This is a genomic window from Flavobacterium coralii, from assembly GCF_019891545.1.
GTDB classification, from domain to species: Bacteria; Bacteroidota; Bacteroidia; order Flavobacteriales; family Flavobacteriaceae; genus Flavobacterium; species Flavobacterium coralii.
The window spans coordinates 33199-53907 of the sequence record NZ_JAHDIU010000003.1; the positions used below are offsets into that span (position 1 = coordinate 33199).

The window sequence follows — 20709 nt, forward strand, 5'->3', positions numbered from 1 at the left end:
AAGAATTAAAAAATTTTCTGAGTAATGCAAATATAAGGCAAAATACCATATGCTAATTGCCGATAGTGCAGGGAAATGCCTCTAAAAATGAAAATGATTAATTAAGCGCAAACGGAGCACTAAGCCTGAAGGTAGGTACTATTACCCTGAAAGAGCGGGTAGAGGTAAAATTGATCATGCTGAAATAACCCCTCATCGCGCCGAATGGTGATGACAACAGGCAACCTGAACTGTAGGTGTGCTTTTCACCCGGTTTTAATACCGGCTTTTTACCGATAACACCTTCGCCGTCCACAATTTCCATATCGTTCAGTGAATCGAATATTTCCCAGTGGCGGGTGTTTAGCTGCACCGAATCTTTACTTTGGTTCTCTATGGTAATCTCATAGCTAAAGGCAAATTGTATCCTGTAGTTTTTAAAGTACGTGCCTTCAAAACTGGTGGAAACAGATATTTTTATGCCTCTTGTTATTTGTGATACCATGTCCTTGCGGATTTTTCTTTTTTCAAAGTTACAAATTTATACAGTGCGGGGCTAAGTTCCAAACATTAAATTAATTGTAACGCTGTATTAACTCTTTGAGCGTTAATTAATAATGTTTTCTGAATTGGCTGTGCCCATACCTATAACCCTGTCATAGCGGTCATTATTCTGCCTGTAATATACCAGCACGTGGTAGTCGTTCTCTGTCTGGAAAAAATTACCGTCAACAGCGTTCTTGCCATCTACATTGCCGCGCTTGTCGGCTACAATATACATAAAGTTATTAAAACCCTGTTTTACCATAACCGCTTTTTCATAAAGCGCCGTTTCTTTATTATACTCCATTTTATATTCATCGGTCTTGGCATAGTTGTTAAACATGCCGCCGATATAAATATCCTTATTCTCAAAAAACGTTGGTGCACTCAGGCTGAAAAATACCCATGAGTAATCTGACTCCAGCCATATATTGGTAACATTAAGCCTGATGTTATTGGTTACAAAATTACCGTTAATATCGGGGTAGTAGGTATAAGGCCGGTTAGCCCTTGCTTCATTCGTATAAAGAATGGTGTTATATATTTCGCCTCCTGTAATCCGCAGCACATTGTTTACCGCATTACGTATGTCCTTATTATCAAAGTAATGGTATTCATTACCCGCCCAGAACTGGGTTTCTTTGTCATATTTATAGATAAGGTCGTTACCAATGGTATATTGTGGCTTTATATTGAACAATGCATTGTCAAAACGCCCGTTCTGGAACAATGCCACCTGGACATTTTGCAACGGACTCTGAAATACAAAAGCATTTGTTTTAACGGCAAAATCAAGGTTATGCTTTTCATTGATATCGTCCATGTCACGCGATCTTTTTATCTGTAGCGGTACAGATACCTGGTCTTCATAAATAATAAACCTGCGCGAAAAAACCACTTCACGGTTGTCGTTAAGTATTTTAAGGATATAATTGCCGCTAAGTAGTATCTGCGTAAACTTATTGGGCAGGCTCAGTGTGTACCTGCTGAATATTTGCAGCGTATTAAAAGAGTTGTCATAAATCTGGATACGCTGGTTATCAAATCCTGAAATATAATCGTTAACCGTTAGTTGTGTAGATGGTGTCCAGTTATAGTTGCAGTGTGTAATGCTGTAATAATAATTGGCCTCGTTACCAAAAAGGTCATCAAACGTTAGCTGAAAGCCTTCGCCAAGCCTGAAAAACGGATATACATTCTGGTCACCTTTCCTGAAAGATACAGTCTTTATGTTATAAGGCGGGGCTATTTCCTGCTGTACCTGCGCATTTATTATAAAAGGTATAAAGAGTAATAACGCTATAAAACGAAGTTTATATGCAACGGCTTTTGTCATTGCTGAATAATTTTTATTAGGTGAACGTAAATATAGTAAATAAATTATATTACAATATAAACGGCTATGGCAATAAGGTTTATTGCTAATCTTCAGCAGGCTTAACACAATATTACATTTTTTTTATAGTTTTATAAGACAACCAATTAATTCCATTCAATATGAAAAACCTTAAGTTATGGCTTTTTGTGTTGCTGGCGCCCGTTATGGCAAATGCGCAGCAGCTTAAAGGCAACGATCCTATTCCGTTAGACCCTAATGTAAAAACCGGTAAGCTGCAAAACGGGCTTACTTATTACATCAGGAAAAATAATAAGCCTGAAGATAAAGTGGACCTCCGCCTCGTAATTAATGCAGGTTCTATCCTCGAAAATGATGACCAGCAGGGGCTTGCGCACTTTATGGAGCACATGTGCTTTAACGGCACAAAGCGTTTTCCGAAAAACAAGCTGGTCGATTACCTGCAAAGTATTGGCGTAAAATTCGGGCAACACCTTAATGCCTATACCAGTTTTGATGAAACTGTTTACTTTCTTCCTATACCGTCTGACGATCCTGAAAAACTTGAAAAAGGATTTCAGGTACTCGAAGACTGGGCATTTAACGCCGTGCTTACTCCTGAAGAAGTTGATAAAGAACGCGGAGTTGTACTGGAAGAATACCGCCTTGGCCTGGGTGCCGAAAAACGTATGATGAAGCGTTTTATGCCTAAAATGATGTATAACTCGCATTATGCAAATCGTTTACCAATTGGCCAGAAAGAGATACTTGAGAATTTTACTTATGATAAAATCAAAAGTTTTTACAAAGATTGGTACAGGCCTAACCTGATGGCTGTAATAGTAGTTGGAGACATAGATGTTGCAGAAATGGAAAAGAAAATAAAAGACCATTTCTCGTCTTATCAGAACCCTGTAAACGAAAGGCCGCGTATTACTTTTGATGTACCCAACCACGAGCAGACATTTGTTTCAGTAGAAAGTGACAAGGAAGCTTCCTTTGCACAGGTGAGGCTTATATATAAAGATTATGACAAGCCTAAAAAGGTAATAACAATAAACGACTACAAGCAAAATATTAAAGAGAACCTTTTTGCAGGGATGCTTAATAACAGGCTGCAGGAACTTACCAATACACCCAATCCGCCGTTTACATACGGCTACAGCTACCATGGCGGTACATGGGCACGCACTAAAGAAGCGTACCAGTCATTCGCAATGACACAGGAAGGCCAACAGCTTGATGCATTGAAAGTACTGGTAGAAGAAAATGAGCGCGCCAAGAAATACGGCTTTAGCGAAAGCGAGCTTGAGCGCGTTAAAAATGAATGGCTTTCTTACCTTGAAAACAGCTACAACGACAGGGACAAAACCGAATCGGAAAGATTTGTGAGCGAATATCAGGCACACTTTCTTGAAGAAGTACCTGCACCGGGTATAGAGTGGGAGTTTGCAACTTTTAAGCAAATACTTTCTGATATAAAAGTAGAAGACCTGAACGGGCTTACTGAAAAGTATATTAAAGATGACAACAGGGTGGTAATATTTACCGGCCCCGAAAAAGATGGTGCTGTAAAGCCTACCGAAGAGCAGGTACTGGCGGTAATCAATAAAAACTATAATGATTTAAAGCCCTATCAGGATGAGCCTGTGGCAGAAAGCCTGTTGCGCAAAGAAGTAAAGCCGGGAAGTATTGTAAAAAAAGAGAACAATGCCAAACTGGGCACTACTACACTTCACCTTTCAAACGGGGCGAAAGTTACGTATAAGAAAACCGACTTTAAAAATGATGAAGTATTGATGAAGGCAGTAAGCTTTGGCGGAAGCAATCTTTTTGATAATGATGTTTATAAGAAAACACAATGGGCAGAAGGCGCGCTTACCGAAGCAGGCTTCAGCGGCTTAAAGCTTAATGATATCAATAAATTCATGACGGGTAAAATAGCACGCGTATATCCTTACATAAGTGATGTTACCGAAGGCATGCAGGGCAGCAGCACACCTAAAGACATGGAATATATGTTCCAAATGGTACATGCTTACTTTACCGACCTTAATTATGATGAAGAAGCGTATGAAGGCTATAAGAAAAAGCAGTCTTCGTTTTATGAAAACATGGCGTCTAATCCGGACTTTTTCTTTTCGCAGGAGCTGTTTGGTTTTCTTTATCAGAATAACCCAAGGTATAATGGCATAATACCAACAGAAAAAACCTGGGCAGAAACCAACTATAAGCTTTGCTACGACAAATACAAAGAGCGTTTTGCCAATGCAGGCGATTTTGAGTTCTTTTTTGTAGGCAATATAGATGCTAATGCTCTTGAAGAATATTCTGCTAAATACCTGGCATCTCTTCCGTCTTCCGGTAAAAAAGAAAAAGCGATAGACAATGGTTACAGGATATTGAGCGGCTCACACAAAAAAGTAATAAATAAAGGTACAGACCCGAAAAGCAGGGTTATGATCAGGTTTAGCGGAGAAACAAAATACTCTGCTAAAGAAGCCCTTGCTATGGAGGCTCTTGGCGAGGTGTTAACCATTAAGCTAACCGAGGAATTAAGGGAAAATGAGAGTGGAGTATATGGAGTGGGAGCAAACGGCAGAATGTCGAGTGTACCTTATGGTTCTTATGGTTTTTCTATCTCATTTCCGTGCGGGCCTGAAAATGCCGAAAAGCTTACCGAGTCAGCTTTAAGGGAACTGCAAAAAATGATAGATAAAGGCCCGGAGGAAAAAGACCTTGCCAAATATAAGGAAGCTGAAATGCTTGAATATAAAAAGAGCATTAAAGAAAATGAATATTGGGCAGATAATTTCCAGAATGCTTATGTGAGAGGCGCTAATCCTGAGGAAATACTTAAAAAAGAAGAAAAACTTGCAGCGCTTACCGTTAAAGACCTTCAGGCCGTTGCTAAAAAGTATATGACAAAAGACAAAGTAATTGCCATACTTATGCCTGAACAGAATTAATCTTTATAGCATACAGGAATTATTTCACCTTTAGCAAGACAAAATCGCTCCGCATCTGCCGGGGCGATTTTTTTTGTATAATCTTCTTCCACTACCCTGAAGCCAATGCTTCTTAATTTATCAAAATAATCGCGGCCATAAACGCGCACGTGGTCATACTGCCCGAATATCCTCGCACGTTCTTTAGGATCGGTTATGCTGTTATCTTCAAAGGTAACGTCACGGCTCAGGTCCTGCGGTATCTGGAAGATGCCCATACTTCCGGGTTTCATAACCCTGTAAAGTTCCTGCATTGCCTTTGTGTCGTCCGGTATATGCTCCAGCACGTGGTTGCACAAAATAAGGTCGTAGCTGTTATCTTCAAAAGGCAGGTTACAGATGTCTGCTTTTACATCTGCCAGCGGAGAATATAAATCAGTTGTAGTATAGTCAAGGTTTTTTTGGTTGCGGAAGCGTTTGTAAAATGCCTGCTCCGGCGCAAAATGCAGTACTTTTTTAGGTGCAGTAAAAAAATCTGTTTCGTTTTTCAGGTATAACCACAACAGCCTGTGCCTTTCTAAAGACAGGGTGCTTGGCGATAACACATTATTACGCTGGTGCCCGTAGCCATAAGGTAAAAAGCTGCGGAAGCTTCTGCCGTCTATAGGGTCGGTATAGCGGTTACCTTTAAGTGCAAGCGCCAATACAGGGCGTGCCACATAGCTAAGCCTTATCAGCAAAGGCCTCGGTATTGTGTTGAGTAATAATTTAAAGAGTTTTTTCATTTTGTATCGCAGAGATGCACAAAGTTCCTCAAAGATTCTCAGAGGTATTAATGAACCGTTTTATACCTCCGTCTTTTAGTATTTTGGTGTGGAAGTTAAGAAGCAACCCAATCGGATAGTTTCCAAGTTTAAGATATGTAAGCGTTTGTGCAAAATGTACATCTGTAAAACATTCTACAGTTTTTAATTCCAGCACAAGCTTGTTTTCTACCAGTAAATCTATAGGGTAACCATGATCCAGCTTTATTTCTTTATAAATTACAGGTACAGCTTTTTGAGCTTCAACCTTCAACCCGGAGTTTTTTATCTCATAGTGCAGACACTCACAGTAAGCAGATTCAAGAAGGCCGGGTCCTAAATGACGATGCACCTCCATGGCAAGGCCTATTACAGTATGAGTCATCCTGTTTATTTCCATTCTCTTTTTCTCAGTGGTTTTCTGTGAAATCTCTGTGAAACTCTGCGAAATAATTAAACCGTCAATGGCTCACGCCTGAATTCATTTTCTTCATCGCTCTCTATGCCCAGTGCTTTGTAGATATAGGCATAGGTTGAAAGCAATTCGGGTTTGCCGTCTATAAGGGCAACATCATGTTCAAAGTGTGCACTTGGCTTACCGTCACGCGTTACAATTGTCCAACCGTCTTTAAGCTGTTTTATGTTTTTAGTGCCCATATTTATCATAGGCTCTATGGCAACTACCATACCTTCAATAAACAATTTGCCCCTGCCACGCTTACCGTAATTTGGCATCTCCGGGTCTTCGTGCATTTTGCGCCCAAGTCCGTGCCCTACCAGTTCACGCACTACGCCATAGCCGTGTCCTTCTGTATATTTCTGTATGGCATACCCCACATCTTCTACCCGGTTGCCTAACCTGAATTCACGTATGCCCACATAAAGCGATTCTTTTGTAACCTGAAGTAGTTTGCGGGTTTCTTCTGCTACTTCACCGATTTCGAAAGTATAAGCATGGTCGCCGTAAAATTCATTCTTCAGCGCACCGCAGTCAACAGATACTATATCACCTTCCTCAATGGGTTTATTGGTAGGCAGCCCGTGCACTACCTGGTCATTAACGCTGGTAAGCAGGGTAGAAGGGCATCCGTACAGGCCCAAGAACCCGGGTACCGCTCCGTGGTCACGAATAAAGGTTTCGGCCATTTTATCCAACTGAAGCGTTGTAATGCCAGGTTTAATTTCCGATGCTATCATGCCCAGTGTTTTAGATACAATCAGGGCACTTTCGCGCATCAGCTCAATTTCTTCTCTGGTTTTTTGTACAATCATCTCAAACTTTTTCAGTCTGCAAAAGTAACCAAATTAAATTACTTAATCCGGGTTAGCCAGTACTTTAAACAATTCTGCGTAAGACATAAAGTAGCGGTTTTCTATATTTATCTGGCTTAACCGCGCACTCACAAGATTGTTTTCGCGGCTGTTGATGAGGAATATAGAACTCTCTCCGAAAGAGAAAAGCCGTTCTTCAGATGTAAGCATAGTGTTATAGCTTGCCACAAGCCCGTCTATTTCCTGCTTTTGCCTTTGCAGCGAAGCAATCTCTGTTTGCTGGGCTTCAATTTTATTTTTAAGCCTTACCCGCTCGCTGCTGATTTCAAATTGCATATCCTGCAGCTTTAGCTTGGCGAGCCTTAAATTTCCCCTTTCTTTTCTCAGGAATATAGGGAAAGAAAAGTTAACCCCAACTTTATAATTCTCAAACCGGTATTCATCAAAATAAGAAGGCTCTGAAAGGTAATGATAACCCACATCAATTTTTGGTAATAGCTGGTTGGCCTTAAGGCGGCGTTCTACCTCCAGTATATTTGCTTTGTTTTGAAGCGCATTTATTTTCGGATGATTCTCTACCAGTGAAGGGTCTGGTGTCAGGTTGTTGATTTTTAAAGTTTCGGGCAATGTGGCTATGAGGTTTTCCTCCGGGGCCACATTATCGTTAAGTTCTACCGGAACATCTTCAATCCAAAGATAATTTGCAAGTTCCAGCCTTGCCTTTGCCAGTTTCAGTTTGGCATCCTCAAGCCCAAGCTTCCTGTTTCTTATGGTTATGCCGGCTTCTACGCTGTCTATGGCAGGAGAAGCCCCCTGTTCTATTAATGATATAACGCCTTCATATCGTTCTGCTGCATAATCAAGGTAATTTTGATATAACAACGTTTCACTATAGGTTCTTTTCCAGTTAAAATAAGCTTCAGATGCCTGGTAAAGCACCTCAACTGCCATTAGCTTACGCTCGGCTTCGCTTATCTGTAACTGGAATTTTGCAGCCCTTACATCGGCCATCCTTTGGTTAATGAACAGTCCCTGCCCCAGCGGTACCGTTACGCCCAAAGATGTTAGGCCCGAGTTTGGAGTTGTGTTCTGCGGGTTGAGGTAAACACCCTCGCTGTTATCAAAAGCTGCTTTTATTTCTATGCCATACCAGGTAGGGATTTTAAAGCTGCTGTTTAATATTGAGTAATACTCAGTATCTTTAAATTCCTTTGCGTCATAGTCGACCTCTATCTTGGGGTCGAAGCCGCCGCGTGCAGCCATAAGCGCTGCCTGGGCTTTGTTAACCTCAAGATTTGCCTGCTTAACCACGGGGTGGTACTTCTTTACATACCCAAGGAATTCGTTAAAGGTAAGCACTTCTTCGTTAAATTCCTGTGCATGGGCTGTAAAGCCTGCAAACAGCAAAAAGAGTGTATATAGCTTTAAATGTAATTTCATTCTTTACTTCTTTTCTTTAGTGCCCTCATCTTTGCCGCCGGGAGCATCACCTGTATTTTGCGGCTGGTAGTAGTTTGGCGGGAAACCGTTAAGGTTACGCCATATTTCATACCAAATCGGCACATTCTCCAATAATGCAATGGTTTGTGCCCCTGCGCCTATGCTAAGCTGCTTCGGCCATCTTTCTTCCTCATTGTCCGGTGCAATCAGTATCCTGTATTTGCCGTTGGCGCTTATAAAGTTTTCTATGGCTACCACCCGCCCTCCGAAAGTACCATAAGAAAGCCCCGGCCATCCGGAAAATACTATGGTAGGCCAACCGTCAAACCACACCCTCACCTTAGCGCCTTTGTGAATCAGCGGAAGGTCTATCGGGTCAACATACGTTTCCACGGCAATATCATATCCTGCAGGCATTATACTCACTATAGGTGTACCTTCTTTGATGGTTTCACCTATACCCGCAGTTAGTGCACGGTTTACATAGCCGTCCTGTGGTGCCCTTACATAGTACAACCCGTTACGGATGCTGTAATTAACATACTGGTTCTGGAGCTTTGTTACCTGTGCCTCGGTATCATACTGGCTGCTCATGGCTGTGAATTTATCACTGCTGGCCTTGGATATTTTCTCGGCATATTCCGCAATAAGCCTGTTAACCTCTACTTTTGCATTAATAAGCTCGTTCTTTGCCGCAATAAATTTATTTTCCTGGGTAATTATCTTAGCTTCAGCTTCCTGTAGTTTAAGCCTTTTCTCTTCTACATCGGTTAGCGGCCTGAGTCCCTCTTTGTTTAACTGCAGCGAACGATTAAACTGCGTTTCTGCAATACGGAGCTGTGTTTTAACGGCTTCAAGGTCCATACTGTCACTTTTTACTTTCAGTTGAGCCTGCCTTATCTTGTTACGCGCCTGTTCCATTTTAAGCCCACGCTCAGTGCCTAAAGATGCTATCTGTGTATCGAGCGCATTAACCTTGCTGTCATAACTTTCGGCTGCCATTTGCTTGGCCTCTACCTGTTGCTTTGTGTTTTCTACAAGGTTAGGGTCAAAGTATTCTTCTTTAATCTCCGATATAAACAGTATGGTGTCGCCTTTTTGCACATAATCACCCTCCTGAACGTACCATTTTTCAATTCGTCCTGCAATAGCGCTGTGTACTGTTTGCGGCCTGTGGTCAGGTTTAAGGGTGGTTACATAGCCTCCGCCTCTTATGTTCTGCGTCCATGGCAGGAACAGGCCAATTACCGATATGATGCAGATACCCACTATAATTTTGTTCAGTATTTTATAGTGCGGCCTGGTGGCAAGGTTATTAACCGTTTTATACCTTTTGGAAAGTATCTCTACCTGGTTATTGTTTGATATATTTAGCATGGTGATTACAGTTTTAGGTCTTCTGCTATTTTACCGTTATCCATTATAACCTGTCGGCTGCACTTCGATTTCCAGTAATGGTTAACCGACGATACTATTACCGTCCAGTTATGCTCTTCTGAGAAGAGAAAGTCTATAATAGCTTTCGCCGAAGGCTCATCCATTTTATCGGTTGGGTCTTCAAGGAAAAGTATTTTAGGTTCGTGCACTATGCATCGTGCCAACAGTACTTTTTGCGAGTTAGATGCCGATAGCTGCCTGCCGTCAGGGTAAAGTATGGTATCAAGCCCCTCAGGCAACGTTTTTATAAACGGAGTGAGGTTCACACTGTCCAGCGCCCATTTTAACTTTTCTTCCGTAATATTAGGATCGTTAAATGTTATATTTTCCCGTATGGTGCCTTCAAAAGGGCTCTCGCCCTGCATTACAAAACCGATTACCGACCTGTAGTAGTCTTTATTTATCTTGTTGTAACTGCCATCGTTAATGTAAAATGCACCGTTATCAGGCTGCAGGAAGCCGGAGAGTACCCTTACCAGCGTGGTTTTACCCGAGCCGTTTGCACCGCTTACATATAATTTTTCGCCCTGCTCTATGCGCAGGTTAATATTATGCAGGGCATCTTTATCAGATTCGGGGTAGCGGTAGCAAAGGTTATCAGTCTCCAGTACAATATCCGACTCGGCTGTAATGCCGTTAACAGACTCTGTTGACTGCTCAAGCTCCATATCGGTAACAATACCTATTTTTTCTACCGAGGCAAGCACATCATAAAAAGTTTCCAGCCCGAGTATTATTTTTTCTACTGAGTTTATTACCAAAAGGATGATGATTTCGGCGGCAACAAACTGCCCGATGTTCATTTGCTGGCCAAGCACAAGGTAACCCCCTATTGACAGAAGCCCGGCAGTAATGATTACCTTAAAAAGTATCAGTTGCAGGAATTGCTTTTTTATAACGCCAAAGTGTTTCTCCCTGTAGCAGATATAATCATTTACAAGCCCGTCGTTACGGCACAGCGCATAATCAAAGTTAAGTGATTTGCGGAAGCTGTTGTTGTTGCGGGCTATTTCCTGCAGCCAGTAAGCAACCTTATATTTAAAGGTAGACTCTTTAAGGCTGGTTTGCAAACCCTGTGCAAAAGAGAATTTAAAGATGAGGTACAGCAACAGCACCAGCAGCACACCAAACAGGATAAAGAACGGGTGGTATAATGACAATAGTATGATACCAAAGCTTATCTGTAAGAGAGCGGTACTGAAATCAAGCAGCAGTTTTGATGTACCTTTTTGTATGGAAAGCGTATCAAAAAAACGGTTGGCTATCTCGGGCGGGTAGCGGTTATACAGTTCATTGAATTTAATTTTAGGGAGCCTGTAGGCGAATTCAAAAGATGAGCGTACAAATATTTTTTGTTGCAGGTTCTCTGTTATGCGCAGCTGCATTAAAGAGAGTATGCCGCCAAAGGCCACACCCAGCGTTACCACAAAAATAAGTACTATCCAGGATACGCTTATCTGCCCGCTCTGTATAAAGTTAATGATGGCCTGTATGCCCAGTGGCAAAGAAAGGCTTATCAGCCCCGCAAATGCAGCATAAAAGAGTATCTGGTACACGTCTTTTTTGTCCAGCTTCAGCAGGTTGTAAAATCGTTTCAGGGGTGTCATTGTTTTTCTTCGTTTAAGATGCCTGTAACCAGGTGCAGGTAAAAATCTGCCGGCGTTGTGGTTACATTGCAATTGGTTATAGTGGTAAAATGGTCTTTAAGGAAGTGCTGGTGCAGCGCGCCCTGTGTTACCGTGCTGGCAAGGCTCTCGGCAAACGGGTACTGCGGGTTCACTTCCTTTATATACTCTGCAATTCGCTTAATAACCCTTTTGTAGATAATAAAGAAACCTTCACGGTTCTCTTCATCCACCTCTTTGGTTAAAAACGTTTTGCTGAATTCAGCAATAATTATGCGGTTAAGCACCGATTCATTTACGTGTTCTGTTGTCTGGTCATCCTCTACCTTCTCTGTAACAATGGTAATGGCTCTTTTTAGTTTGTGGCACGGGTCTTCCATGTTGGCGGTGCCAAGTATCAGCCTGTACTCCATCCAGCTCCAGTACCACGACGACAGGTATATCAGCAGCTTGTGCTTGTTTTCAAAATAGCGGTACAGGGAGCTCTCATTACTGCCTATGCGCTCGCCCAGTTTCTTAAATGTAAAATCGTCAAACCCAATCTCATCAATAAGCAGGATACTTTCTTTAATAATGTTCCTGCCCAGTACCGACGTTTCAGGGTCCTTTACATAAATCTTTTCATTTACCTGTATTTTCAGGTTCGGTAGAATACTTTGCATCTTCAATCAATTTCCATGCAAATATAATAGTATTGCTATTAAATATACAAGTTTAACTTTTATTTATAAATTGTTAAACTTATTGTAATATGAGAAAAATCATGTTTTACCCCTTTTTGCAACGGTAACTTTGCATAAATATTTTTAGGTATGGGTAAATATGTTAGTGCGGCCGAGGCCGTATCAGTTGTTAATCCGGGCAACCGTGTTTATGTTCAGGCGGCCGCCGCAACCCCCACGGTACTTACAAAAGCCCTTGCGGCACGTGCGGCAGAGTTAAGGGATGTAGAGGTGTGCCACCTCCACACAGAAGGCGAGGCGCCTTACGCAGACCCCGCACTGAAAGACAGATTTCATGTAAATTCTTTTTTTATCGGTAAAAATGTGCGGCATACGCTGGCAGCAGGTAACGGTTCTTATACACCGGTATTTTTAAGCGAACTGCCACGCCTCTTCCGTAAAAATGTGTTGCCGCTTGATGTGGCTTTTATACACGTTTCGCCACCCGACAGCCACGGCTATTGCTCGCTTGGCGTATCGGTAGAGGCATCTGTTGCTGCTATAGAAAATGCAAAGTTTGTGGTAGCTCAGGTTAATCCGCAAATGCCGCGCACTTTTGGTGACTCGGTTATACATGAATCTGAAATTGATTTTCTTGTGGAAGCCGATATGCCTATATACGGGCACGAGCCGGATGCCATAACAGCGCAGGAAGCAAAAATAGGCGAGTATGTTGCCTCTTTAATTGAAGATGAAAGTACACTGCAAATGGGGATAGGCTCTATACCCAATGCCGCGCTTGCCAATTTAAAAAACCACAAAAATCTGGGCCTGCACACTGAAATGTTTAGTGACGGGGTTATTGACCTTATAGAAGGTGATATTATCAATTGTAACTATAAAGGCACTGTGAGAGGCAGGGCACTGGCTACTTTTTTAATAGGCTCTAAAAGGCTGTATGATTTTGTGAATGATAACCCTTTTATTGAGATGCGCGAATCATCTTTCGTAAATGATTCGTCCGTAATACGTAAAAACAAGAAGATGGTGGCTATAAATTCTGCCATTGAGGTTGACCTTACCGGGCAGGTTTGCGCCGACTCTATTGGCTGCCGTATGTATAGTGGTGTGGGCGGGCAAATGGACTTTATAAGAGGCGCAGCCCTTAGCGAAGGCGGAAAGGCTATAATTGCACTTCCATCGGTAACCACAAGAGGGGAGAACCGCATTGTGCCTTTCCTTAAACAGGGGGCAGGTGTGGTTACCACACGCTCGCACGTGCAGTATATTGTTACCGAATATGGTATAGCCGACCTGTATGGCAAAACCCTGAAACAGCGTGTGGCGGCAATGGTAAATATTGCCCACCCCGACCACAGGGAGGCAATAGAACGTGCTTATTTTGGCGTTACCAAAAGTTGTTAGTTTAGTAGATTTTTTAAAATAGTAGTTGTAAAAAAGCCTGCAGGTATGCCATAAACCTGCAGGCTTTATTTTTTATGGATTCCATTTCGACGAAAGAGAAATTTTAAAACTGAATTTTCACAATGCTGCTCTTTGTACCAAAATGAAAATATAAATACATTTAAGGCTACACAAGCGAATGCCTTGTCATGGCCTCAGGCTGCGGTATGCCCATCATTTTTAATATGGTTGGAGCAATGTCGCCCAAAACACCGTCATTAACTTGCTTAATTTCATTATCTACTACAATAATAGGCACAGGGTTAGTAGTGTGTGCCGTGTTAGGGCTGCCATCAGGGTTTACCATAGTATCGCAGTTGCCGTGGTCGGCAATAACAATTGTAGTATAGCCATTGGCAAGTGCAGCCTCTATTACCTGGCGGGCACAGTCATCAACGGCTTCGCAGGCTTTAACGGCGGCTTCCATTACCCCGGTGTGGCCCACCATGTCGCCATTGGCAAAGTTAAGGCATACAAAATCTGTTTCACCTTTGTGCAGTTCCGGCACCAGCGAGTCTTTAATATCATAGGCGCTCATCTCCGGCTGTAGGTCATACGTCGCTACTTTTGGTGATGCACAAAGCAGGCGTTTTTCTCCATCAAAAGGTGCTTCGCGCCCTCCCGAAAAGAAAAACGTTACGTGCGGATATTTCTCTGTTTCGGCTATGCGTATCTGTTTTCTCCCATATTTTGATATAACCTCGCCCAGTGTTTCTGTAAGGTTGTCTTTGTCATAAATAACATGGATGTTTTTAAAGGTATCGTCATAGTTGGTCATGGTCACAAAATAAAGGTTCATTTTGTGCATGTTAAACTCATGGATGTCAAACTGTGTTAGCGCTTCTGTTAGCTGCCTGCCCCTGTCGGTACGGAAGTTAAAGAAGATAACCACATCATCCGCCGCTATGGTTGCAATTGGGTTGGTACCATCCTCTGTCATTACTATCGGCTTGATGAATTCATCCGTTACACCCTCATTGTAGCTTTCCTGTATGCTGTCTATGGCGTTTGTGCTTGGTATGCCCAGCCCGTTAACCAGCAGGTCATAAGCCAGCTTAACACGCTCCCAGCGCTTATCGCGATCCATTGCATAGTAACGCCCTATAACAGATGCCAGCTTAACCGGCATGGCTTTTATATAATTTTGAAGGTCGGCAACAAAGCCAAGCCCTGATTTTGGGTCAACATCGCGCCCGTCGGTAAAAGCGTGTACAAATACTTTATCAAGCCCGTACTCCTGAGTGGCATTGATAAGCCCTTTTAAATGATCTATATGCGAATGTACGCCACCGTTTGAAAGCAGCCCCAGCAGGTGTACTTTTTTGTTGTGCTGTTTTGCATAGGCAAGTGCATCTGCAAGCGCTTTTTCTTTAGCAAGCGTATTTTCCTGCACGGCAAGATTAATCTTTACAAGATCCTGATACACAATACGCCCTGCGCCCAGGTTCATATGCCCCACTTCGCTATTACCCATCTGCCCTTCGGGAAGTCCCACATTAAGGCCGTCGGTGCGCAGGGTGGCGTGTGGGTAGTTGTGGTACAGGCTGTCTATAAAAGGTGTATTGGCTTGGTCTATAGCCGAAACTTTAGGGTCGGGCGACATACCCCAGCCATCCAGTATCATTAAAATTACTTTCTTGTTCATAATAATTAAATCCAGTTTTTGGCAGCATTGTAATCTATATAATAGCGTAGGCTTAAAGAAAAAATGCTGTTGAGGTTATTGCTAAATAAATAATCAAGGTTTTTGCTGTAATTACGGTTTACATATTCAAACTGCCCTACCGCGTTATTGCGGTACAGAAACGAAAGCTGGCTGCCCGGTGCAAACCACCAGGTGTAAGACAGGTCGAAATTCCAGTTGTTATACGTAAAGTCCCTGTTTTCGTTAAAGGTAGTATTTTCCGTCAGCATGCCGTCGTCCTGCAATGTTAAATACTCCAGATTTTCGCCATACGTCCAGTAATGGCGGGCGGTAAGGTTAATAGTCATATTACTGTTTACAGAATATTTACCCGATATGCTGTTGGTAATAGTTGTCCTGTCGCGGCGGGTAAAGACGATATCGTCGCCTTCAAAAGCTATCCAGCCTTTGTTATTAGTATCCAGCCCGTAATTAAAGCTGTATATCATCTGCATGCGGTTGCTAAACCGGTAGCGTGGGCTAAAAGTCAGGCCGTAATAGTTACGGTCTCTTTCATCACTAAGCCATATTTGCGGTTCTATGTCAAGTGCAAATTTGCGGTTGTAGTTAGAAGAAAAGTATATATAAGCAAACACGCTCTTGGGTACTTTAACAAACCTGCCCGTTATGCGCGGTTCATAAAAATCATACAGGTCAAAAGGCACTACCTGCACGCCATAGCCGATGTAGTCATTTTTTCGTGTGGTAGAGTTTACGTTTACCTCGGCATAACCGTTTTGCAGCCTGTTAGTATCATTATGAAACTCTGCATATACATTGGTGTTTACCGAAAAAGTATTAAACAGTTTTGTCGGGTTTAATATACGGTAGCTGGCATTAGCATTAATGTTATAGTAATTAGTGGTAAATATTATCCCTAAATCGTTATTATCATAATCTTCAGATACATAAAAACTTGATAAACCGTAGCGGTATTTGCCACTGGTTTTGGAAGCGCTGATATAAGAGCTGTAACCATTTTTACTTTCGATGTCATTTACCGTACTGTACTTAAAATTGCCTGAAAGGTTGTAGGTGTTTTCGCGGGTGTTAAGGTTATAAACCAGTGCGCTCACGTTGGCATCCCTAAAGCTGCCCTCACGCATAACATTGGTATTGGTAAAAGATACCGATGAGTTTTTCCTGAAGCGCTGGTCTAAAACCAAAATGTTATAGTTGGCTACCGGCTCTACAAGCTGTTTTCTGCTGGTATTGGTTTCGGTATTGCGAAGCGTGGCATAAGTCCTTTCTGTTATGGCATTCATTACGCCTATGCCCAGCCCATTGTTGGTGCGTCCTGATATTTTCAGTGCATTTATAAGATTTACTTTGGCAGGTACTTCTGTTACCTCTTCCCCTTCGGCTGGAGTAACTGTTCCCGTTGGCGGCCCGCCGATGCGGCGCGTGTATAAAAGTCCGCCTTTATTAAAAATATCGGTACCCTCTGTAAAGAACGGGCGGTTCTCGTTAAACTGCTGTTCAAAAGGACCCAGGTTGAGCACCACCTCATCAAATGCGGCCTGCCCGAAATCGGGTATTAAAATAGCATCAAGCGTAAACGAGTCATTAATACCATATTTTATGTCCATTCCGGCTTTAAAAGTGGTTTCTGTCCCTGCTTCATTATCATTTACATAAACTGACGAATAGGGAATAAAGAACAGGCGTGTAGGTGGCTCAATATTGTTTATACCGGTAAGTAGCCCTGTCTGAACAATAGCCGAACCGATATTGCGGTCTATTGGGTTCCAGAAAAATTTTTGCCTGTTCTGGCGTACTTCCCTGTAAAAGTTTAGCCCCCAAAACTGTTCCTTCTCATCAGAAAAGCGTATAGCTGCATAAGGTATTTTCATTTCCACTACCCAACCGCTATCGGTTAAACTTACACTGCTGAACCAGATGGCATCCCATGAATAATCCTCCCCATTTTGGGTGGCAAGGCAGTCAAGCTGTGTTCCTGCAGCGCTCACAAAAAACCTGAAATCCTGTTGCCCGTCATTATAACCATTTATAAAAACCCCGAAATGGTCGGCTGTCTTAAAGTCGTCCCGCAAGGCTATTTCCCGCATTATATTTTCAGGATTATCTTGCAGTACCGCGCCAAAATAAACTGCTTCATCATCATACAGCACCTTAACTGTTGAGCGCTTGTCGGCATCTTCAGGTTTGCCGTTATCAGGCTCATACATTACAAAGTGAGAAGCTTCCTGTGCATTTGCCCATGCAGGTTCGTTTAAAACTCCATCAATAGCGATATTATTAGTAATCCTTACAGCCTCTAATGTACGTTTTTGGCCATAGAATGTGGCTGTAAATGTTAAAAATATTGATAATATGCTGATTTTTAGGATATTCATATACTATGGTATGGTGTTTGCACCTTATTAGGTGAGCGTGTAAAATTAACTTTTTATTATTAGGAATACAATAGGGTTAAGCATTGCACGTTACTGAATGAGAGGAAGTAACAGTTCTATATACTGTTATGAATGAAAATGTTAAACTATTGATTTTAACAGTGTTGTAATTTTTTCTTTAAGTTTCCTTTACTTATTTTAGCAGCCTGTAAAATCGGATAAACCTACTGCACAACTATGATTAATAATTTTTTTACGTCGATTTTCTTTTTATTGTTTTCGCTAACCAATCCGGGTACTAATACTGAAGTTCCGGTTGCTGCGGCTAAAGCGGCTGTTACCGCCGAAACTGCTGTCACCGCTATGGATGTTTATAATGGCATTGATGCCAACGGGCTTTCTATGCCTGAATTTGAATGTTTTTCTAAAGCGCTTGCCGGATACAATAAGCTGACTGAAAAGGGTGCCATAAAAAAGCACCTGCTTACCGTTATTGACTTCAGCAAATCATCTAACAGCAAAAGGCTGTGGATTATAGATATGGATGCCAACAAGGTGCTTTACAATACACTGGTAGCCCACGGAAGGAACAGCGGTAATGAGTTTGCCACAACTTTCAGCAATGAGCAAAGCTCTAACAAAAGCAGCCTTGGTTTTTATGCTACAGGTGAACTTTATGTGGGTAAGCACGGACAGTCTTTGCGCCTTGACGGTTTAGAGAAAGGCATAAACAGCAACGCCCGCGCCCGCGCCGTAGTAATGCATGCCGCTGATTATGTGAGTGAAAACTTTATTAAGCAGCATACCCGCCTGGGCAGGAGCCTTGGATGCCCTGCGCTACCAAACAACCTGAATAAAGAAATTATTAAGCTTATTACAGGTAAATCGTGCCTGTTTATTTATCACCCAACCAAGTCATACCTTAAAACAAGCAAATTATTATCATAGATAATTACAGGCGTTTGTACATTACATAATGTGTACCAACACTGGGAATATCAAACGGGCTGCCTGTAATATGGTAGCCTGTTTTTTTATAGAATCCTGTTGCGGCTTCGCGGGCATTGAACCATATTAAATTGCCCCCGGCTTGTTTTACGTATTCTTCTGCATGTTGTACCAAATGTTCCCCAATGCCTTTTTTTTGGTGCTGTGGTAAAACAGCCATTCCTCTTATCTGGAACTGAAGCTCATCTGTAAAGGCAGGGTTTGCAGCCCTGAATACCGATATTACCCCCGCAATATCCTCATTGTCATACAGGCCAAAATGTGCTGTTGTTTCAAGATCATCTCCTGCAAAAATACAGGAATCTTCAGGCAGGCCCGGCCTTAATACCGGGTGCCTTACAGGGAAAGTTTCGCGCGAAGTTATCTTTTTTAGCTGCTGCATGAGTATTTTACTTTTGATAACAAATTAATAAAGAATATTTTAAGTTGAGGTGCATAATTGCCCTTAAATATTTTTGCTAAAATGCTTGCAACTACAAAAAGTTATTGTTTATATTTGCACCACAATAATGCGGAAGTAGCTCAGTTGGTAGAGCTCCAGCCTTCCAAGCTGGTTGTCGCGAGTTCGAGCCTCGTCTTCCGCTCTTAAAATAAACCCGGTCTGTAAAGCCCGGGTTTTTTATTTGTAGCCACTAAAGAAAAATCCGCCACAATGGGCGGATTTTTTTAGTATACTGAGAATTACTTACTCATCGCTGTAAAATGCTTATAGAATAGCGGAATAGTCTCAATCCCCTTCAGGTAGTTAAATATACCATAGTGCTCGTTAGGCGAGTGTATAGCGTCGCTGTCAAGCCCAAAGCCCATCATGATGGTTTTGCTTTTCAATTCTTTTTCAAATAAAGCAACAATAGGTATGCTGCCGCCTGAACGTACCGGTATCGGCTTAATGCCGAAACTCTCTTCATAAGCCGCGGCCGCCGCCTGATAGCCTATACTGTCTATTGGCGTTACATAAGCCTGCCCGCCGTGATGCGGGGTTACTTTAACCCTTACACCTTTAGGCGCAAGGCTTTCAAAATGTTTGGTGAACAGTTCTGTTACTTCTTTCCAGTCCTGGTCAGGAACCAGGCGCATTGATATTTTTGCATATGCCTTGCTGGCAATAACCGTTTTGGCACCTTCACCGGTATAACCACCCCATATACCGTTAACATCAAGTGTGGGGCGTATAGAGTTGCGCTCGTTTGTTGTATAGCCCGCTTCTCCGTAAACATCTTCAATGTTTAAGGCTTTTTTGTAGGCATCTAACGAAAAAGGCGCTTTTGCCATTTCGTCACGCTCTTCGCGGCTTAACTCTTCTACTTTATCATAAAAGCCGGGAATGGTTATATGGTTGTTTTCATCATGAAGCTGCGCTATCATTTTAGCCAATATGTTTATAGGGTTGGCTACCGCCCCTCCATAAAGGCCTGAATGCAAATCGCGGTTTGGCCCGGTAACTTCTACCTCAACATAACTAAGCCCTCTTAGTCCGGTTGTGATAGACGGCTGGTTGTTGGATATCATGCCTGTATCAGAAATCAGGATGACATCATTTTTAAGTTTTTCCTGGTTGCGCTCTACAAACCAGCTAAGGCTTGGAGAGCCTACTTCTTCCTCGCCTTCAATCATGAATTTTACATTGCACGGAAGGTTGTTCGTGGCAACCATATATTCAAGGGCTTTTACGTGCATAAACATTTGCCCTTTGTCGTCACACGCACCACGGGCAAATATGGCGCCTTCAGGGTGTATTTCTGTTTTTTTAATGACCGGCTCAAAAGGAGGGGAGTCCCATAGGTTTACCGGGTCCGGCGGCTGCACATCATAATGCCCGTAAACAAGCACTGTTGGCAGGCTGGTATCTATTATTTTCTCGCCATATACAATAGGGTAGCCCGGGGTTTCGCAAAGTTCTACTTTATCGCAGCCTGCTTTTTCAAGGCTTTCTTTTACTGCCTCGGCAGTATTAATAACATCTTGCGAATAGGCGCTGTCAGCGCTTACAGATGGTATTTTCAGCAATTCAATAAGCTCGTTTAAAAATTTTTCTTTATGCTCTTTTACGTAGCTTTTAATGTTATCCATTTTAAAATTAGTGATATAGGGTTGTTGGTCAAAAATACATAAAAAATATTTAGAATATTTTTCACCAAAAAGCTTGCTTTG

General features: G+C 42.2%; 16 protein-coding genes and 1 tRNA gene. 4 read left to right on the forward strand and 13 right to left on the reverse strand.

Features of this window, described 5'->3' with window-relative positions; all coding sequences use genetic code 11:
- Positions 1 to 97: 97 nt before the first annotated feature.
- Both apaG and KJK34_RS05295 read right to left on the reverse strand, forming a co-directional pair.
- The gene (gene apaG, locus KJK34_RS05290; RefSeq protein WP_223052826.1) at positions 98 to 484 is read right to left on the reverse strand and encodes a Co2+/Mg2+ efflux facilitator ApaG/CorD; all 387 of its coding nucleotides are present in this window, start codon (positions 482 to 484) and stop codon (positions 98 to 100) included.
- Between the two features lie 102 nt (positions 485 to 586).
- Positions 587 to 1858, reverse strand: coding sequence for a type IX secretion system plug protein (locus tag KJK34_RS05295; protein WP_223052827.1), 1272 nt, complete (start codon positions 1856 to 1858; stop codon positions 587 to 589).
- 161 nt (positions 1859 to 2019) lie between these two features.
- On the opposite strand from KJK34_RS05295, the gene KJK34_RS05300 reads away from it, so the two are divergent.
- Complete coding sequence (locus KJK34_RS05300) at positions 2020 to 4827, forward strand: M16 family metallopeptidase (RefSeq protein WP_223052828.1); 2808 nt, start codon at positions 2020 to 2022, stop codon at positions 4825 to 4827.
- Here the strand turns inward: KJK34_RS05300 and KJK34_RS05305 are convergent.
- The 7 genes from KJK34_RS05305 to KJK34_RS05335 are packed head-to-tail and all read right to left on the reverse strand — an operon-like array spanning position 4824 to position 12045.
- A complete protein-coding gene (locus KJK34_RS05305; RefSeq protein WP_223052829.1) occupies positions 4824 to 5591 on the reverse strand; it encodes a class I SAM-dependent methyltransferase in 768 nt (255 codons plus the stop codon). The two genes, KJK34_RS05300 and KJK34_RS05305, sit on opposite strands and share 4 nt — an antisense overlap.
- 28 nt (positions 5592 to 5619) lie before the next feature.
- The gene (locus tag KJK34_RS05310) at positions 5620 to 6009 is read right to left on the reverse strand and encodes a GxxExxY protein (RefSeq protein WP_223052830.1); all 390 of its coding nucleotides are present in this window, start codon (positions 6007 to 6009) and stop codon (positions 5620 to 5622) included.
- A gap of 53 nt (positions 6010 to 6062) precedes the next feature.
- Positions 6063 to 6881, reverse strand: coding sequence for a type I methionyl aminopeptidase (gene map, locus KJK34_RS05315; RefSeq protein ID WP_223052831.1), 819 nt, complete (start codon positions 6879 to 6881; stop codon positions 6063 to 6065).
- A 42-nt stretch (positions 6882 to 6923) separates the two neighbouring features.
- Complete coding sequence (locus tag KJK34_RS05320; RefSeq protein WP_223052832.1) at positions 6924 to 8321, reverse strand: TolC family protein; 1398 nt, start codon at positions 8319 to 8321, stop codon at positions 6924 to 6926.
- Between the two features lie 3 nt (positions 8322 to 8324).
- Positions 8325 to 9698, reverse strand: a complete 1374-nt coding sequence (locus KJK34_RS05325) for an HlyD family secretion protein (RefSeq protein ID WP_223052833.1) — start codon at positions 9696 to 9698, stop codon at positions 8325 to 8327.
- Positions 9699 to 9703: 5 nt separating this feature from the next.
- Complete coding sequence (locus tag KJK34_RS05330; protein WP_223052834.1) at positions 9704 to 11365, reverse strand: peptidase domain-containing ABC transporter; 1662 nt, start codon at positions 11363 to 11365, stop codon at positions 9704 to 9706.
- On the reverse strand, positions 11362 to 12045 hold the full coding sequence (locus KJK34_RS05335) for a TetR/AcrR family transcriptional regulator (protein WP_223052835.1): 684 nt from the start codon (positions 12043 to 12045) through the stop codon (positions 11362 to 11364). The genes KJK34_RS05330 and KJK34_RS05335 overlap by 4 nt, the downstream gene beginning before the upstream one ends.
- Before the next feature lie 150 nt (positions 12046 to 12195).
- Between KJK34_RS05335 and KJK34_RS05340 the strand changes: the two genes are divergently transcribed.
- Complete coding sequence (locus KJK34_RS05340) at positions 12196 to 13470, forward strand: acetyl-CoA hydrolase/transferase family protein (RefSeq protein ID WP_223052836.1); 1275 nt, start codon at positions 12196 to 12198, stop codon at positions 13468 to 13470.
- Positions 13471 to 13636: 166 nt separating this feature from the next.
- Here the strand turns inward: KJK34_RS05340 and gpmI are convergent, their stop codons facing one another.
- Together gpmI and KJK34_RS05350 are read right to left on the reverse strand one after the other, a co-directional pair.
- Positions 13637 to 15154, reverse strand: coding sequence for a 2,3-bisphosphoglycerate-independent phosphoglycerate mutase (gene gpmI, locus KJK34_RS05345; RefSeq protein WP_223052837.1), 1518 nt, complete (start codon positions 15152 to 15154; stop codon positions 13637 to 13639).
- A 5-nt stretch (positions 15155 to 15159) separates the two neighbouring features.
- Positions 15160 to 17550 carry a DUF5916 domain-containing protein gene (locus KJK34_RS05350; protein WP_223052838.1) on the reverse strand — a complete coding sequence of 797 codons (2391 nt, stop codon included), beginning with the start codon at positions 17548 to 17550 and terminating at the stop codon, positions 15160 to 15162.
- Positions 17551 to 17787: 237 nt separating this feature from the next.
- Between KJK34_RS05350 and KJK34_RS05355 the strand changes: the two genes are divergently transcribed.
- The gene (locus KJK34_RS05355) at positions 17788 to 18498 is read left to right on the forward strand and encodes a murein L,D-transpeptidase catalytic domain family protein (protein WP_223052839.1); all 711 of its coding nucleotides are present in this window, start codon (positions 17788 to 17790) and stop codon (positions 18496 to 18498) included.
- 4 nt (positions 18499 to 18502) lie between these two features.
- Here the strand turns inward: KJK34_RS05355 and KJK34_RS05360 are convergent, their stop codons facing one another.
- A complete protein-coding gene (locus KJK34_RS05360; RefSeq protein ID WP_223052840.1) occupies positions 18503 to 18940 on the reverse strand; it encodes a GNAT family N-acetyltransferase in 438 nt (145 codons plus the stop codon).
- Positions 18941 to 19069: 129 nt separating this feature from the next.
- Between KJK34_RS05360 and KJK34_RS05365 the strand changes: the two genes are divergently transcribed.
- Positions 19070 to 19142: transfer RNA gene (locus KJK34_RS05365), tRNA-Gly, on the forward strand.
- Between the two features lie 97 nt (positions 19143 to 19239).
- Here KJK34_RS05365 and KJK34_RS05370 read toward each other — a convergent pair.
- Positions 19240 to 20628: a dipeptidase gene (locus tag KJK34_RS05370; RefSeq protein WP_223052841.1), complete on the reverse strand. Its 1389-nt coding sequence runs from the start codon at positions 20626 to 20628 to the stop codon at positions 19240 to 19242.
- Positions 20629 to 20709: the final 81 nt, after the last annotated feature.